At 53.8% G+C, this 17,226-nt stretch carries 15 protein-coding genes; 9 read left to right on the top strand and 6 right to left on the bottom strand.

The window, feature by feature from the left end; all coding sequences use genetic code 11:
* Positions 1–3: 3 nt before the first annotated feature.
* Together porV and porU are read right to left on the bottom strand one after the other, a co-directional pair.
* Positions 4–1,170: a type IX secretion system outer membrane channel protein PorV gene (gene porV, locus LX66_RS07865; protein ID WP_145711524.1), complete on the bottom strand. Its 1,167-nt coding sequence runs from the start codon at positions 1,168–1,170 to the stop codon at positions 4–6.
* Positions 1,171–1,277: 107 nt separating this feature from the next.
* Positions 1,278–4,688: a type IX secretion system sortase PorU gene (porU, locus tag LX66_RS07860; protein WP_145711522.1), complete on the bottom strand. Its 3,411-nt coding sequence runs from the start codon at positions 4,686–4,688 to the stop codon at positions 1,278–1,280.
* Positions 4,689–4,939: 251 nt separating this feature from the next.
* Between porU and LX66_RS07855 the strand changes: the two genes are divergently transcribed.
* Entirely contained in the window at positions 4,940–6,490 is a 1,551-nt protein-coding gene (locus tag LX66_RS07855) for an SUMF1/EgtB/PvdO family nonheme iron enzyme (RefSeq protein WP_145711520.1), read from the top strand.
* A gap of 82 nt (positions 6,491–6,572) precedes the next feature.
* Here LX66_RS07855 and bcp read toward each other — a convergent pair whose 3' ends face one another.
* On the bottom strand, positions 6,573–7,028 hold the full coding sequence (gene bcp / locus LX66_RS07850; protein ID WP_145711518.1) for a thioredoxin-dependent thiol peroxidase: 456 nt from the start codon (positions 7,026–7,028) through the stop codon (positions 6,573–6,575).
* An 11-nt stretch (positions 7,029–7,039) separates the two neighbouring features.
* Positions 7,040–8,752: a peptidoglycan DD-metalloendopeptidase family protein gene (locus LX66_RS07845; RefSeq protein WP_158642569.1), complete on the bottom strand. Its 1,713-nt coding sequence runs from the start codon at positions 8,750–8,752 to the stop codon at positions 7,040–7,042.
* A 76-nt stretch (positions 8,753–8,828) separates the two neighbouring features.
* On the opposite strand from LX66_RS07845, the gene gldA reads away from it, so the two are divergent.
* The 8 genes from gldA to LX66_RS07810 all read left to right on the top strand — a co-directional run bounded on the left by gldA (position 8,829) and on the right by LX66_RS07810 (position 15,938).
* Entirely contained in the window at positions 8,829–9,734 is a 906-nt protein-coding gene (gldA, locus tag LX66_RS07840; RefSeq protein WP_145711514.1) for a gliding motility-associated ABC transporter ATP-binding subunit GldA, read from the top strand.
* Between the two features lie 35 nt (positions 9,735–9,769).
* Positions 9,770–11,062: a phosphopyruvate hydratase gene (eno, locus tag LX66_RS07835; RefSeq protein WP_145711512.1), complete on the top strand. Its 1,293-nt coding sequence runs from the start codon at positions 9,770–9,772 to the stop codon at positions 11,060–11,062.
* A 220-nt stretch (positions 11,063–11,282) separates the two neighbouring features.
* On the top strand, positions 11,283–11,597 hold the full coding sequence (locus LX66_RS07830) for an FtsB family cell division protein (protein ID WP_145711510.1): 315 nt from the start codon (positions 11,283–11,285) through the stop codon (positions 11,595–11,597).
* A 99-nt stretch (positions 11,598–11,696) separates the two neighbouring features.
* Entirely contained in the window at positions 11,697–11,906 is a 210-nt protein-coding gene (locus LX66_RS28140) for a hypothetical protein (protein ID WP_158642568.1), read from the top strand.
* Positions 11,907–11,970: 64 nt separating this feature from the next.
* Positions 11,971–12,621, top strand: coding sequence for an endonuclease III (gene nth / locus LX66_RS07825; RefSeq protein WP_145711509.1), 651 nt, complete (start codon positions 11,971–11,973; stop codon positions 12,619–12,621).
* 3 nt (positions 12,622–12,624) lie between these two features.
* Positions 12,625–13,344: a YqjF family protein gene (locus LX66_RS07820; protein WP_145711507.1), complete on the top strand. Its 720-nt coding sequence runs from the start codon at positions 12,625–12,627 to the stop codon at positions 13,342–13,344.
* A 153-nt stretch (positions 13,345–13,497) separates the two neighbouring features.
* Positions 13,498–14,712, top strand: coding sequence for a nucleoside permease (locus LX66_RS07815; RefSeq protein WP_145711505.1), 1,215 nt, complete (start codon positions 13,498–13,500; stop codon positions 14,710–14,712).
* A gap of 35 nt (positions 14,713–14,747) precedes the next feature.
* The gene (locus tag LX66_RS07810) at positions 14,748–15,938 is read left to right on the top strand and encodes a Gfo/Idh/MocA family protein (protein ID WP_145711504.1); all 1,191 of its coding nucleotides are present in this window, start codon (positions 14,748–14,750) and stop codon (positions 15,936–15,938) included.
* Positions 15,939–15,980: 42 nt separating this feature from the next.
* Here the strand turns inward: LX66_RS07810 and LX66_RS07805 are convergent, their stop codons facing one another.
* Both LX66_RS07805 and LX66_RS07800 read right to left on the bottom strand, forming a co-directional pair.
* The gene (locus LX66_RS07805; RefSeq protein ID WP_145711502.1) at positions 15,981–16,574 is read right to left on the bottom strand and encodes a DUF6134 family protein; all 594 of its coding nucleotides are present in this window, start codon (positions 16,572–16,574) and stop codon (positions 15,981–15,983) included.
* 85 nt (positions 16,575–16,659) lie between these two features.
* The gene (locus LX66_RS07800) at positions 16,660–17,190 is read right to left on the bottom strand and encodes an OmpA family protein (protein ID WP_145711500.1); all 531 of its coding nucleotides are present in this window, start codon (positions 17,188–17,190) and stop codon (positions 16,660–16,662) included.
* Between the last annotated feature and the right edge of the window lie 36 nt (positions 17,191–17,226).

The raw sequence follows: 17,226 nt of genomic DNA, 5'->3' as shown, positions 1-17,226 counted from the left end.
TATCTACCAGTTGCTGTACTCGTCGCTCCCGCCCAGGTCAAAGCTCAGGGTAAAGCGCAGGGTGTTGGAAAGCGGGTTGCGTTGTATACCGGTGCCGGAAGGCACCAGGTAAGAAAAGTTCAGGTTGAAAACATCGTATTTTATTCCTACGCCGGCGGTAAAGTATTTCCGGTTCCCTTTGTATTTGTTCTCGTTATAATAACCGGCCCTCACGGCAAACATATTATTATACCAGTATTCCGCGCCCAAAGAGAACATCAGCTCCTTCAGCTCTTCGCTGAAACCGCCGGGGGCATCGCCGAAAGAGGAGAAAATGGATTCCACCACGCCCTTTTCGCGGTAGGCGCCCGTGCTGTCCGGCGTAGGCACCAGCAGCTTGTTGATGTCCAGGGCAAAAGTGACCTTGTTATACTCGTCCAGGCCCAGGGTGTAAGCGGTGCCTATACCCAGGTTGGTGGGAATGAAATCTTTATACTGCGCGGACTGGGTGTAGGATATTTTGGTGCCGATGTTGGTGATAGCCACCCCGAAGTTCCAGGTATTCACGTTACCATCGTCCTTTTCGATCTCCTTGGTGTAGAAGGCGCTCACATCGCCTGCAAAGGCTTTACCGGGGCGGATCACGCGGCCATTGATATCACCGCTGGCCAGGTTGGAGTAAATATAACGGAGGGCCAGGCCCAAAGACCAGTTCTCTGATAATTTACGGGCATAGCCGGCGTCAAAAGCATATTCACGGGGGCGGTAGTCGTAAGTGGGCATACCGGTGATATCCGTAAAGTTGATGGTGCCCAGGGAAAAGTAACGCAGGGAAGCGCCCAGCGTCTGGTAATCATCCAGCTTGTAATAGCCGCTTACATTGGCCAGGAACACGTCATTCACCAGCTCTTTCAGCCAGGGCGTATAGGTAACGGATACAGCGGCCCTGTTAGGTGCAAAGGCCAGTTTTGACAGGTTCCAGTAGTTGGCGTTGGCGTCCGGGGAAAGGGCTACGCCCACATCGCCCATGGCGCCGCTCCGGGCGTCCGGGGAGATCCGCAGGAATGGCACCGCTGTATTGATGGTATTGGTACGGCCATCAAGATCGCCTGTATTTATCTGTGCTGAGGTTTTTAAACAGATGAAAGTACAAAGAATGAACACGAGGCTCAATGTTACCTTACGGATCATGTAATTTTTATATTTGAAATAAGATGTAAAAATAACGCCTAATTTAAAATAATCAAGAAAAGGGGCCTGGCTAGGGATGCTGAAATTAGTGTTTTTTTGCATAGGTTTTAGAATAAGATGAGTTTTCCACCCGAAATTTTGGTGTTTTTATTCGTGCTGACAGTTATCCTGTAAAAATAGATACCAGGGGGTAACTTCGCACCGGAGTCGGCCGTTCCATTCCAAAGCATGCCATCATAACGGCTGCCGGTAGCATTTATTGTTTCCCGTTTTGTTTTTACCAGTTGGCCCTGGCTGGTAAAAACCTGTAAAATTACGTCCAGTAGCTGCCCCTGTTGATTATGCGTAAAGAAAAACCGGGTTTCAGCGGAAAAAGGGTTCGGATAATTGCCCACTTCCCGCACTGCCAGCGTGGAGGACTTTATCACTGTAAAATGTAAAATGGCCGTACCCGAGTTGTTGTAGGTATCCCAGGCTTTTATTGTCAGCACATGCGGGCCTTCCGGCAGGTTGTACAACGGGTATTGTATGACGCCGCTCCGGAAATCGTCCAGCGAGGCCGTATAGCAATCATTCAGCACATAATACTGACCGGAGGAATCCAGTTCCGCTACCATATCATGCCCGATGCCGTAGCCGGAAGTATTGATCCCGCTGCTGTCGTGCAGCTTTACGTACAGTACCGGGTCCGGGCCGGTAATGCTCCCGTTGCGGAACAGCTCCGTCTCCAGGAAAGCCTGTATATGCGGCCCCGTAGTATCCGTAGCGGGATCAGCGGCCGTGCCGCCTACCTGGTAGCCGTTAAACCAGCCGCCGGCATCCGCCTGCGCTGCTGCTGCATAGTAGCTGATCTTGCCGGCGCCGGGGCGGTAATCTATATCTTTCGGCACCATGAAGGTGCAACTGAACTGCCCGTTCTGCACGCTTTGCCGGCCCCTGAACAGCACCTGCTGCTGCAGTGTGTAATCTGCAGGGCCGCTGCCGGCGTCATTACCCAGGGTGCGGAGCGTTGCCGGCTTGTCATACACGGTTATGTCCAAAGTGCCGTTAAAGTCCGTTACCGGCTGGCCCTGCGCATCGGCAATATGGCCTTTTATCACATACTTGCCCAGCGCTTTCAGGGTATCCGTTACCGTTTGCACATCGTTACCGTTAATGGAATCCGTTATCACCCGGTATTGCGGGAAGGCCAGCGTGAGGGCCGGGTCTCCCAGTAGCTGGAACTTGCGGTTGTTGGCCACATCGCTGTAGCTGGCATAGGTAAGGTTCTTTGCCAGCATGGCCGCTTCGCCCAGGGTAGGCATACGGCCGTTTGCCAGCGGCGTGAAGGCCACCTGCAGGTAATTGGCGTTCATCACCCGGTTGGAGTAGGCGAATACCGCGCGGGTGGTGGTCATCAGCGCAATGGCCCCGCCTTCCTGCTGCAACAGCAGTTGCTCGCCCAGCGAGGTGTAGCCCGGGTTGTCGAAAGGCGCAAAATCGCAGGTAGCGGTGATCATCAGGGGCAGGCGGCCGGCATTGTCCCAGTCCCGGATAGTAGTGGCGTCTACCACTACTTCCTCCGCCAGGCGCGAATAGCTGCCATGCCCGGTATAGTTCCATACCAGGTTGCCATTATGCATATGGCGCTGTATCTCGCTGTTCGCTTCGGGGTAGCGGCTGCCGCCGGCCGATGGCACTTTGGGATAGGCGTCCAGGTAGATCTTGTCCTGGATGCCTCCCGGCCAGCTTTGCCCGGCCACCGCGCTGACGGCCTCCGCATCCTGCAAGTGCAGGTGATCGTCCCCGTCATCTGCTACAAAAGTGAGGCGGTTGCGCCAGGGGCCGAAGTTGGCCGTATCGTGATATCCCGTGATCTTATCCACCGCCTGCTGCGCCTGGGTAAGCGTTTGCACCGGCAGGCGGCCTATGGCGATGTCCAACTGGTTAGGCGCATTGATGTCCGTAATATCGTCCGCATCGTCCAGGAAGCCGAAGAAATCATCGGAGGGATAGGAATTGATCAGGTCCAGGGAGGCCTCGCTCTGCCAGGTAGGCACCTCATTGGTATTTCCCTGCAGGCGATGCCTGTAATCAAAGGATGCGTCCCCGAACAGGAGCAGGAAGCGGGGGGCTGCCGTGCCGCTTCCCCTGTCGTAGCACATTTTCACAAAGTCGCGGATAGCGGCAGGATCGGGGGAGCCGGATGCAAATTCATTATAGATCTCCTGCACGTCTGCCACCTGCACCCGGAGCTGGTCATGCGCGGTATGGTAAGCTGCCAGCCGGTCTGCTGCAGGCCGCAGCGCCGCGGTAGTAATGATCAGCATGTCCGCCGGCGGGGTGGCGTGCAGATCCTGGTTGGGCGTCGTGCCAACATAGGCTGGCTGCGGCAACCGGGCGGGATCAAAAGCGGCGTATTCCCGCAGCACCGATGCGTCGCGTGCAAACTGCAGGCGGCTGCCACTGCGCTGCACATTTAGCTGTACGGGCTGCAGGGCATCTGTTACGTCCCATACCTGGGTGGTGGCGCCGGCCTGCTCCAGTGTAAAGCGCGCTACCGCGCCGGCGCCTGCACTGGCCGCATCCCGGAACAGGAGCGGCTCCCCCGCCGGCAACACCAGCGGGCAGCGGGCCTGCAGCTCCAGGTAGTCGAGCCAGCCCTGGTTGCCATTGCCGCCGGAGAACTGCACTCCTATCTCTATTTGCGGGCTGGCGGCAGGGACACTGAAGGCGCCGGTAGCAGCTATAGCGAAAGCTTCAAAGATATTGCCGCTCACCGGCGCCAGGTGCAGGCTGCCGGCTGCCTGCTGGCTGACGGAGATATCAAAACGGCTGCCGTTACTGCGAGCGGCCGCCCTGGCCCTTACCTGCACCGGCCCCACAGGAGCGGCCGGTAATGTAAAGGTATAATTCCGGCTAAGGGCGCTGCCGGGCGCGCTGCTGAACACGGGCCCCCACCACTGCTTGCCGCTGCTCACCAGGTTTACGCTGTCCTTCTCATAAAAAGCGCGGTAATCAAAAGCGGTCACCTCCACCGTAGGAAGGGGGGAAGACGCATCTGCCGTTATGCGGCGGCCATGCTCCCCGATGGTGATAAAATACCAGGCGGTGTCACTGTAGAGATTATACCGGTGGGTAAAGGTATTGGAGGATGCCGGGCGCTCCCAGGCATGCGGGCCAGGCGCATAGAACAGCACGTAGTCCTCGCCGTTCAGCAGCCCGTCTCCTCCGTCGGCCGCCAGGAGGGCCGTTTCCGGGAGATCGTCATGCCGGGGGATGCCGTTGTTTTCCGGGAGCATCTGCCCGCCGCCGCCAAAGATGCGCACCGCGGCAGCCGGCAGCGCCTGCGTATTAATGCCCATGCTGCCAAGCTGGGCTACCGTTATCTTGTAAATGCCGGGATGGGTAACTGCCAGCCGGTACCAGGTACCAGCCGCCAATACCGAATGCGGCGCATAGGTGCGCTGCCCATAGGCCGGGAGCCCTGCGCACAGCAGGAGCAGTAACCGCAGGCAAAGTGGTTTCATTGGCTTCATAGCGGCAAAAAATACTGAAATGCCCTTTTGTTGCGTTTAAAGTAGGAAGTATCCATGAATTATCTATGAACTATACCCGCTTTATACCGGGCGTATCCGGGCCTGTGCCGGCAGCGTCAGAAATAACTCATTGATAGCCAAACCAGTGAAGCGAAATTAAGGCCAAATATTTACAAATTAATTTTTTTCACTATAAAATAAATTATACTAAATTTGCGTTTACCTAAAAAACCATACTAAAGCTGAATCTCATGTATAGATTAACCTCTCTGTCTTTGCTCTTAGGCACCAGTGTAATGCTGGCCATGACCGCCTGTAATAAGGATGGCGGAGGGCTTTTTGGCAAGAAAAAAGAGAAATCCTCTGCAACCGGCTGGAACTACAACGACCCTAAAATGGGCGGTTTCAGCGTGGCAAAAAACAAGGATCAACAAACCGGCCCGGGCCTGGTATTTGTACAAGGCGGTACTTTTGCCATGGGCGCTACCGAGCAGGACGTAATGATGGACTGGAATAACATTCCCCGCCGTATTACCGTATCCTCTTTCTACATAGACGAATCGGAAGTGTCCAATGTGCACTACCGGGAGTACCTTTTCTGGCTGCAGCGGATGTACGGGGAATCTTTCCCGCAGGTATACCGCAATGCGCTGCCCGATACGCTGGTATGGCGTAGCGAGCTGGCGTACAATGAGCCGCTGGTAGAGTACTATTTCCGTCACCCCGCCTATAACGATTACCCGATCGTGGGCGTTACCTGGAAACAGGCCAATGACTACGCCAAATGGCGCTCCAACCGTGTAAACGAAAAGATGCTGATGGACAAGGGCCTGCTTTCCAAAGCAGACATCACCAACCAGGCAGACGACAATACTTTTGATACCAAGGCATATACCGCCGGCCTGTACGAAGGCACGCCGGGCAAGATGTCCAAAAGCACCAAGGACCAGTTCAAGAATGCAGACGGCAGCCCCCGCATCGCCCAGTTTGAGGACGGCGTGATGCTGCCCGCCTATCGCCTGCCTACGGAAGCAGAATGGGAATATGCCGCCCTGGGTTACCTGGGCCAGAACCCCTCTCCTTCCAAGAAAGAAGGCAAACGCGGCGAGGAGCTGATCATGAACAAGCAGGTATATTCCTGGGGCACCAACACCAGCGGCTTAAGGGACATTCGCCGCGGCAACTGGCAGGGTCAGTTCCTGGCCAACTTCAAACGCGGTTCCGGTGATAACATGGGTATGGCCGGCGGCCTGAACGACCGTGCTTCCATACCCGGTCCTACCCGCTCCTTCTTCCCGAACAATTTCGGTATCTACAATATGTCCGGTAACGTAAGCGAATGGGTACTGGACGTATACAGGCCCCTGACACCCATTGACGGGGACGACTTCAACTATTTCCGTGGTAACAAGTTCCAGACGGTTTACATGAACGCCGAGAACGAACCGGAAAAAGACAGCCTGGGCGCGCTGAAAATGCGTGAGATCACAGATGAAGAAAGCGCTAACCGTCTGAACTACCAGAAAGGTGACGTGATCAACTACCTGGATGGCGACTCCCTCTCACAGGTAGAATATGGTTACGGCGTTACTTCCCTGGTCAACGATAAATCCCGCGTGATCAAAGGCGGTAGCTGGAACGACCGCGCTTACTGGCTTTCACCCGGCACCCGCCGCTTTATGCAGGAAGACATGGCGTCCAACACTGTAGGCTTCCGCTGCGCAATGGACCGTGTGGGCAGCCCTGAAGGCAACAAGTTCAAAACAGGTAACCTGTTCAAGAAACAAAGACAGAAGAGATAGAAAATAAGTAACGAAATAAAAAAGCAAAAAAGACGCGGATGATCTTCGCGTCTTTTTTTTGCTTTTTTATTTCGTTACTTCGTTACTTACTGAGTATTTCTTCCGTATGATGCTGGGTATCCGGCTTTTCAATGATCCTGTCTATTACGCCCTTCTCATTGATCAGGAAGGTAGTACGGTGTATGCCATCGAAAATGCGGCCCATGAATTTCTTTTCACCATACACGCCGTAGGCCTCCACGATCTTCCTGTCCTCATCCGCCAGTAATGGGAAAGGCAGGTCGTATTTTTTGGCGAATTTCTGGTGGCTCTTTTCACTGTCGTTGCTTACGCCTACCACGGCATATCCTTCTTTGAGCAGGGCCTGGTAATTGTCCCGCAGGTTGCAGGCCTGCGCGGTGCAGCCTGGCGTCATATCACGGGGATAAAAATAGAGGATCACTTTCTTCCCTTTCAGGTCCGACAGCTTTATCATATTGCCATGCTGGTCCCTGCCTTTAAAGGCGGGCGCTTTATCTCCTTCTTTCAGGTGTGTCATATCACGATCTGTTATCTTTTGAATTTTAGCGTATAGGTGGCTTCGTTGCCGGCAATATCCGTTACCGTCAGCACCAGGGTGTGCGCGCCGGGAGGGCAATGCTCATCGAACGTGTAGGTGATCACGTTGCCCCTGCGGGAAAACAGCAGCCATTTGCCGTCCAGCTCCGCCCGGTAGTCTGCAATACCGCTGCCATCGCGCATGGCAAAGGCCAGCCTGCCGGCGCGGGACAGGTTGCTGCCGTTCTTTACGCCACCCAATGCTGTAATGGTGGGTGCCATGGTATCCACCTCCAGGTGAAAATCGCCGAAGCTGCGGAAACTGGCCTTATACCAGCCATTCTTGTTCCAGCCCGTCTCAAAAGTGGCCGGTTCCACATCCTCTCCCACTCCCTTGCGCACCATGACCAGTTTGTGCTGCAAATGCGCGGGCACAGGCTTGTCCGGCTTTATATGCACGTCAAAATAGTCATGCACCGGCACCAGTGCGGTATGCAGCCGGTACGTATTGGAATAGGCGCGGGCGCTGTTATTGGCCAGCTCGCGGTAGTTAAAGCATATACTGTCATACAATGCGGTCTCATCCAGGAAGAACTCCACATGGTTGTTCTCGAAGATATTATGCGCGCCCGGGCGCATGGGATTGTCGCAGGCCGGGGCGGCAGGCGTGGCGCCGGATTGCTGCAGGGTAAGCTTCACCGTGCTGGTATTGCCATAAGCGTCCTTTACCTCCAGCTTTACCGGGTGCCGCTCGCCGTCCGACAGGTCTATCCGGCCCTTGCCATTGATATCATGGTAAATGTCCAGGTGGTTGCCGGGCAGGGAAAACAGCAGTTGTAGCCAGGGGCCGCCACCGCGCTTCTCCCGGTAATCCGCATGGGCATTCAGGTAGCGGGTCTCTTCATACCCGATATCGTCCAACTGGAAGCCGATACTGGGCTCCTCCTTGTCAAACAGCAGCGCTTCGTATATGCCGTTGGGATTGGGAGAATTGCTTTGCCGGTCAATCGCGTTCACGGCAATGCCCGCCGCAGCGGCCTTTACCTGTATAACGGAGGCGGTGCTGACGTACACGCCGTTCACTTTCTTTACCGGCACGATCATGGGTTGCTGCTCATAGATGCTTTCGTCCATGTTATAAATGGCGACGCGGTATACCTCCGGCGTGCGCCTGTCAGGCACATCAAAGCCGAACAGCAGCGGGTTCAGCGGGTGCTCCGTAGCGGTGTTCCTGATCTCGAAATGCAGGTGGGGACCTGCGGAGCCGCCGGTATTGCCGCTCCAGGCCACGAACTGGCCCTTCTTCACCGGGAAGCGGTCCGGCGGTATTATAATGTTGCCGGCCCAGCTTTCGTTCTCGTACTGTTTTTGCTTCACGTATTCCGCCAGCCCGGGGAAGAAGCGGTTCAGGTGGGCATATACGGTCGTATAGCCGTTTGGGTGAGTAATATAGAGCGCATTGCCAAAGCCGGTATGCGCAATGCTGACGCGGCTTACATAGCCGTCTGCCGCTGCATGCACATGCAGGTTTTCGCGTTGTTCTGTCTTGATGTCTATCCCGGAGTGAAAGTGGTTGGGCCGCAGCTCACCAAAATTGCCGGCCAGCTCAATGGGAACATTCAGCGGGTTGCGGAAGTATCCCTGCGGGTAGTCTTTTCCGGGCAGATACTGGGCGTGCAAGAATTGTGGGAGTAAGCAGCAGAAGCCAATTAGTTTCCTGATCATGGGTACAAATGTAAGGGGAGAAAGCGAGCATGAAAAACCCGCATATTTTTTTACTTTAGTGCCGCAATACATAACCATGTCCATCCAGGTATCACAACTCAGCAAGACATACGGTGAACAAAAAGCGGTAGACGGCATCTCTTTTGCCCTGAACAAAGGCGAGATCGTGGGTTTCCTGGGGCCTAACGGCGCCGGCAAATCCACCACCATGAAGATGATCACCGGCTACCTGCCGCCCAGCGGGGGGCAGGCGGTGGTGAGCGGTTTTGACGTAGCCAAAGAGCCCCTGGAGGTGCGCAGGCGCGTAGGTTACCTGCCGGAAGCCAACCCGCTGTACTATGATATGTACGTAAAGGAATTCCTGGGATTTGCCGCCAGCGTGCACGGGCTGGGAAAAGCCGCGCCGGAGCGCATCCGCAACATTATAGCGCTTACCGGCCTGGAGCCGGAGAGCAAAAAGAAGATCGGCGCGCTTTCCAAAGGATACAAACAACGGGTAGGCCTGGCGCAGGCGCTGCTGCACGACCCGGAAGTACTGATACTGGACGAGCCCACCTCCGGGCTGGACCCCAACCAACTGGCCGATATCCGGCAGGTGATCAGGGCCCTGGGCCATAACAAGACCGTGATACTCAGCACCCACATCATGCAGGAGGTGGAAGCCATGTGCAGCCGCGTGATCATCATCAACAAGGGGCAGATCATAGCAGACGATACCGTGCAAAACCTGCAGCAGCAGGAAGGCCACGGCTATATCCAGGTGACCTTCGGGGAGCCGGTGGCGGCCGCGGAGCTGGAGCAACTGCCGGAGGTGGTCCGGGTAGCGCCCCAGGAGGGCAATACCTGGCAACTGTTTACCGGCAACGTAGAGGCCGTGCGGAAAAACCTGCTGCAATTTGCTTTGTTAAATAACCGGAACATCCTTTCTTTGCAGAGCAATTCACAAAGCCTGGAAGCCATTTTCCGGCAATTGACCAAATGAGTTGTGACTAAAACTTTTAAACCACTGATAAAATCATGAGTACTATTTCAGAAATCCATGCCAGGCAAATTTTAGACAGTCGTGGTAACCCTACCGTAGAGGTAGACATCACCACCGAGGACGGGCACTTTGGCCGTGCTGCCGTACCTTCCGGCGCTTCTACCGGCAAGCATGAAGCCGTAGAGCTGCGCGACAACGACAAGAGCGTATACGTGGGTAAGGGTGTGTTAAAGGCTGTCAGCAACGTGAACGAGATCATTGCGGAGGAACTGGTAGGATGGGATGTAAATGACCAGGCCGGCATCGACAAGCTGCTGATAGACCTGGACGGCACTCCCAACAAGGCCAAGCTGGGCGCCAACGCCACCCTGGCGGTGAGCATGGCCGTGGCCAAGGCTGCTGCTGAAGAGAGCAACCTGCCCCTGTACCGCTACCTGGGCGGCGTAAATGCCTCCACCCTGCCCATGCCCCTGATGAACATCATGAACGGCGGCGTACATGCGGACAACAAAATAGATTACCAGGAGTTTATGATCATCCCGGTAGGCGCTTCCACCTTCTCCGAAGGGCTGCGCTGGGGCGTTGAAATATTCCATACCCTCAAATCCGTGCTGAAAAAGAAAGGCTACAGCACCAACGTGGGCGACGAAGGCGGCTTTGCACCGGAAATCCAGAGCAATGAAGAGGCCATTGAGACCGTATTGCAGGCCATTGAAGCGGCCGGCTACAAGGCGGGCGAGCAGATAGGCATTGCCCTGGATGCGGCCAGCAGCGAAATGTACAGCGACGCCGACAAGACCTACAAGTTCTACAAGAGCTCCGGCAAGGTGATCAGCAGCGATGAAATGGTGGCTTACTGGGCAGAATGGTGCAGGAAATACCCCATCCTGTCTATCGAGGACGGTATGGCGGAAGACGACTGGGACGGCTGGAAAAAGCTGACAGAAGCCGTAGGCGCCAATGTGCAACTGGTAGGCGACGACCTGTTCGTAACCAATGTAAAACGCCTGAAACAGGGTATTGATCAACATATCGCCAACAGCATCCTGATCAAGGTAAACCAGATCGGTACGGTGACTGAAACCATCGATGCGGTGAATATGGCGCACAAGGCCGGCTATACTTCCATTATGAGCCATCGCTCCGGCGAAACGGAAGATACCACCATCGCTGACCTGGCAGTGGCCCTGAACTGCGGTCAGATCAAAACCGGCTCCGCTTCCCGTACGGACCGTATGGCCAAGTACAACCAGTTGCTGCGCATTGAAGAAGAGCTGGGCAACATTGGCTTTTATCCAAAAAATTCCATTAAATTTGGTAAGAAGTAAAATTCCAAATCCCAACTTCCAAATTCCAGACACTGCACACGGCAGTACCCGAATTTGGTTAAACCACTAAAATTCTATTTGGGATTTGGATTTTGGAATTTGGATTTTTCAATTAGTGGTCAATACTTCCGGGTTCTGAGCTTGCTCAGCACCCGGATTCTCAGATCATCAGACCTGTCAGGTTTTAAAAACCTGACAGGTCTATCAAATAAAACCGCCCGTGCCCATACTGAAGAAAATAAAAGTACCCGCCTACCTGCGCAATAAGTTCATTATTGCAGGGGCGGCTTTTATCGTATGGCTGGGCTTCCTGGACCGGAACAACCTGCTATCCCAGTACCAGCTCCAGGCTGAGGTGAACAAGCTGGAATCCCAAAAAGCATTCTTTACATCAGAAATAGAAAAAACCCGCGAGGAACAGCGGGAATTACTTTCCAGCCCTGAAAAACTGGAAAAATTTGCCCGGGAACAATACCTGATGAAAAAAGATAATGAGGATCTCTTCATTATAAAGGAAACAACGGACGAAAAATAGCTTGCACTTTTCTAAAAAATTGCTATACCTTAACAATAGATTCCGCGCATTCTCCGTTATATGTCTGAAAATTAGTTTATTGTACTAAAAACTGTTTGCATGGGCAATTCTACACAACCCTTTTACGCCATCTTAAGTTCTGATACTGATAGCAAAAACAACGTCCCAGCTATGTCCAAAGAACAAACACTCTCCCGGGAGGAGCGCATTTGTCATGCGCAAACAAAAAAGGCTTTGAATACCATCCGGTTTTCACCCCGGGCTGCCACTTTAAAAGCTATCCTGGAACATGCGAGAAAAAAAGGCTGAGCCTTTTTAGCAGGCGGTACGCAGTGATGCGTGCAAATTGCCGGCTGTAAATTATTTTTACAGCATGACTAAAAAAGAGCGTTTCGCGTTTGTGTTACAGTACTTTGAGGAGCATGCTCCCAATGCTGAAACAGAGCTTATTTATGATAACCCTTACCAGCTACTGGTGGCGGTGATCCTTTCGGCCCAGTGTACGGACAAGCGGGTGAACATGACCACACCGGCCATCTTTGAACGATACCCCGATATATACGCCCTGAGCAAGGCTACTTTTGAAGAATTATTCCCTTACATCAGAAGCATCAGCTATCCCAATAACAAGACCAAACACCTGATAGGCATGGCCAGGATGGTAGTAGAGGATTTTGGCGGGGAGATACCAGCCACCGTGCCCGAGTTGGTCACCCTGCCGGGCGTAGGCCGCAAAACCGCCAACGTGATCACCTCCGTGGTGCACCAGCAGCCCAATATGGCGGTGGACACGCATGTGTTCCGCGTATCCGCCCGCATTGGCCTTACTACCAATGCCAAAACACCGCTGCAAACGGAATTGCAGTTGCTAAAATATATTCCGCGGGAAAAAGTATATATCGCCCATCACTGGCTGATATTGCACGGGCGGTACATTTGCGTGGCACGCAATCCCAAATGCGGGGAATGCGGGCTGCGGCCGGCATGCAGGTATTATCAACAGGTGATCAGGAAACAACAATAGCTTATGGACAGCCCTTTTCTTACTGCCAACTGGAATAACCTGCTCATGATCAATTTCAGGGCAGACCCTGCTTTGCTTAAAAAGTATGTGCCTGCCGGCACAGAGCTGGACACCTGGAACAATACGCACTATATCAGCCTGGTAGGTTTCCTGTTCCGGGATACAAGGGTGAAGGGCATTTCCTTTCCTTTACACCGGCATTTTGAAGAGGTGAACCTCCGCTTTTACGTAAGGTATAATGACGGAAATACCTGGAAACGCGGCGTTGTTTTTATTAAGGAGCTGGTGCCTAAAAGGCTGATCACTTTTGTAGCCAACACGATCTATAAGGAAAACTACGCCACCTTGCCCATGCGGCACCACTGGCATATGCCGGATGCTGCTACCCTGCAGGTAAGCTATGAATGGAAAGTAGGTAGCGAGTGGAATTACCTGCGGGCCACTGCCGGCAGGCAGGCGCAGCACATACAGCCCGGCAGCGAGGCGGAGTTCATCACGGAGCACTATTGGGGGTATACCCAGGCCGGGCCGGCAGCTACAGCAGAATACCAGGTAAAACACCCGCAATGGAAAGTGCACCAGGTAACCGGTTACGACTATTACTGCAACGCGCACTCCCTCTATGGGCCGGGGTTTGCAGAGACACTGGCACAAAAACCGGTGTCGGCGCTGCTGGCAGAAGGTTCCGCCATTGCGGTCATGCCAAAAAGACAATTGAAGTAAATCTTTTTTACTATCTTAAGCTGTTAATCATTATTTAAAAGCATAAGTTAAACGGAACCAACACACGTGTGAACCGGGCAAAGTAACGCTTCCCATGCAGAAGCAGGTACATGCAAGGTTCCGTGACACCACTAACAAATTATTATTATTCGAATGAAACTAGCCGTTAGATTGCAGCTATCCACCATGATGTTCCTGGAATTCTTTGTATGGGGCGCATGGTTTGTGACCATGGGAACATTCCTGCTCAACCACCTGCACACCAGTGGCACCCAGGTGGGTGTAGCCTATCTCACCCAATCCATTGGGGCCATTATTGCACCCTTTATTGTAGGGCTGATCGCAGACCGTTTTATGGCCGCCCAGCTTATACTGGGCATCCTGCACCTGATCGGGGCCATGCTCCTGTGGCTGGCCGGCTCCTCGGCAGATTTTGAATCCTTTTACCCGCTGCTGCTGATATACATGATCCTGTACATGCCCACGCTGGCGTTGGTAAACGCTATCTCCTTCCGGCAGATGGACGACCCGGCCAAGAAATTCCCGGCTATCCGGGTATGGGGCACTATCGGCTGGATCATTGCCGGCCTTACCATTGGCTGGCTGGGCTGGGAAAAAGCCGGCACCCTGTCCCTTACTTTCAAAATGGCGGCAGTGGCTTCCGGGTTGCTGGGCTTGCTGAGCTTTACCCTGCCCAATACGCCCCCGCTGAAAAAGAAAGAAAAAGTATCCGTCGGGGAGCTGCTGGGACTGGACGCCCTGCGCCTGTTAAAGCAGCGTTCCTTCCTGCTGTTCTTCCTGTCCTCGGTGGCTATTTGCATCCCCCTGGCCTTCTACTACAATTTTACCAATCCTTTCCTGAACGAAGCAGGTATGAGCTCTGCAGCAGGCAAACAATCGCTGGGGCAAATGTCCGAGCTCCTGTTCATGCTCCTGATGCCGCTTTTCTTCTCCCGCCTGGGCGTGAAGAAGATGCTGGCGCTGGGCATGCTGGCCTGGGTGATCCGCTATATTTTCTTTGCTTTTGGCAACGTGGACGCCAACTACTGGATGCTGATAGGCGGTATTGTGCTGCACGGCATCTGCTATGATTTCTTCTTTGTGACCGGGCAGATCTATACGGACGCCCGCGCCGGGGAGCAGTTCAAAAGCGCTGCCCAGGGCCTTATTACGCTGGCCACCTACGGCGTAGGCATGCTGATAGGCTATCTTATTTCCGGGCCTATTGTAGACGCCTGGCAACTGGCGGACGGTACGCATAACTGGCAGGCCATCTGGCTGATACCTGCCGGCATTGCGCTGCTGGTGCTGCTGCTGTTCCTCCTGCTATTCAATGACAGGAAGTATGACGCAGGAAGTCAGAAGTAAGAAGTACGTCATCATTCATAATTCATATTAAAACCATGGCTAAAATTTCTATGCTGGGCTCGGGATTCATCGGGCGCTTCTATGCAGATTCCCTGCAGGGACAAAGAAGCAGGGACAAGATCGTTAGTATTTATTCCCGGAGGGAGGAGAGCGCAAAGAAATTTGCGGAAGATTACCAGGTAGCGCACTGGACCACCGATATGGAGGCTTCCATTGCCCACCCGGAAGTGGAAGTGGTTTGTATTTCCCTGCCCAACAACCTGCATGAAGCAGCGGTGAACCTGTGCTGCAAACATAAAAAGGCCGTGATCTGCACCAAGCCCCTGGGGCGTAATGCGGAAGAGGCCAAACGGATGCTGGAAGCGGTAGAAAAGGCCGGCATTTTCAACGGGTACCTGGAAGACCTGGTATATACCCCCAAATTCCTGAAGGCGCTGGAAAGCGTGCAAAACGGCGCTTTGGGCCGCATCCTGTGGGCCAAGTCCCGCGAAACGCACCCTGGCCCCCACAGCGAATGGTTCTGGGACAAAGAGCAGGCCGGCGGCGGCTGTATACTGGACCTGGGCTGCCACTGTGTGGAGATAGCCCGCAGCTTCATCGGGAAAGACATCAAACCCGTAGAGGTGATGTGCTGGGCGGATACCCAGGTAAAACCCATTGACGCGGAAGACCATGCCATTGGCCTGGTAAAGTACGAGAACGGCGCCATCGGGCAGTTTGAAGTAAGCTGGACCTTCCGCGGCGGCCTGGACCTGCGCGATGAAGTGATGGGCACAGAGGGCACCATCTGGCTGAACAGCTTCCTGCGCACCGGCTTTGATATGTTTACCACCGGCAAGGGCGCCGATTACGTGGCGGAAAAAGCGGAAAGCAATTCCGGCTGGCTGTTCCCCGTAGGCGATGAGCTGAACGAGCTGGGCTACAACCATATGTTCACCGACATGTTCAACGCCATGGAAGGCAACAAACCCGCCCGCGAAACCTTTTATGACGGCTATGTGGTGAATGCCGTACTGGACGCCGCTTACCGCAGCGCCAAAAGCAAGCTGTGGGAGCCGGTACAACTGGACATCTGGCGCGGCAAGACCGGCGTAGGAAAGGACAAGACCCTTACCGAGTATGATGCACAGTATTACCTGGTAAAAGAGGAAATGACCCACTTCGGCGCCAAAAAGCTGATATTGAAAGACAAGAACAGCGGGCAGATAATCGAAAAAGTATTGTAGCCACCGGGGGTTGATGTGCTGGTGTGTACATACATCAGCACATCAGCTCTTTTTCACAATATGCGCCTTCCCCAGCGCATGATTCACCTCCACTTCCACCAGCGCCCCTTTCCGGTAACGGTAAATGTTCTTTTTGCCTTCCGGCAGGAGCAGCTCATAGGCTCCGTTGCCCAGGGCCTTCAGGGAAAGGAACCGGCCCAGCGTTTCAGAATAGATACGGGTGATCTGCCGGGGTTCTGTAAAGTACAGGTCTGATACGGAGTGCCGTATTTCGGCAGTTTGCAGGGTAGACTGCTCCCCCTCCAGGTTAACGAGGTAGCGGGCGCCTTCCCGGCGGGTGGTTACTTCCTTCCCGTCGCCATCCTTGCCGCCGTTGCTGCGCAGCACCCGGGATTGTGTAAGCACGTTATTATTGTATTCGCAGGAGATGTCGGTGAACTTGGACAGCAACCTGGTCTCTATCCGGCTGCGGATCAGCATATGCCGGGCGGCCCCGCTGGTATTCGAGCGGGCGTCTATTACGCCAATCACCCGCGAGCCAAGGCGGATCTCAAAATGATGGACCTGTGCCGGCAACTGTGCCGCCATCAGCATGCACCATCCTATAAAGGCCCCTAACCGGATCAGAGATTGCATAAAACCACTGTTAACAACAATATGGAAAATACAAAAAATCCTGCCCATACGGGCAGGATCCGGCTTAAAATATTTAAAAAAACCCTTATTCTTTCACGTTATATAATATCACGAATTCCACGCGGCGGTTCCGGGAGCGGCCTTCGTCCGTACTGTTACTGGCCAGGGGCTCCCGGTCTTCCATTCCCCAGGTGAACATCCGGTCTTCCGCTACCTGGTAGGTGGCCAGCAGTTGCTTGGCGCTGACAGCCCTTTTTTCCGACAGTTCCCGGTTATAGGCGTCTGTGCCGGTATTATCGGTATGGCCTGTGATGATGATCTTTGTCTTGTCGTATTTGTTCAGCACACCGGCAAAGCGCTCAAAGGCGGGTTTGATGTCTTCCTTCAGCTCATCCGAGGAAGAGGCAAATAAAACGCCGTTGGAGAAGATCACTTTAATACTGTCCTTGATAATGCTCACCTCCGCTTCGTTCAGTGCGCTCTTCAACTCCCGGTACTGGTCGTTCATATACTTTTGCTGCTGGCTCACCTTTTTGGTGGCGGTGCAGGAAGCGAAAAGGACAAAGGCAGTCATTGCCAGGCAGACTACACGGGCGGAGGCCAAAAAATTGCTCATAATACATTCATTTACATAGTTATATAAAACTGGTCA

This window comes from Chitinophaga japonensis (assembly GCF_007830125.1).
GTDB classification, from domain to species: domain Bacteria; phylum Bacteroidota; class Bacteroidia; order Chitinophagales; family Chitinophagaceae; genus Chitinophaga; species Chitinophaga japonensis.
This window is presented reverse-complemented; position numbering and strand designations above follow the sequence as displayed.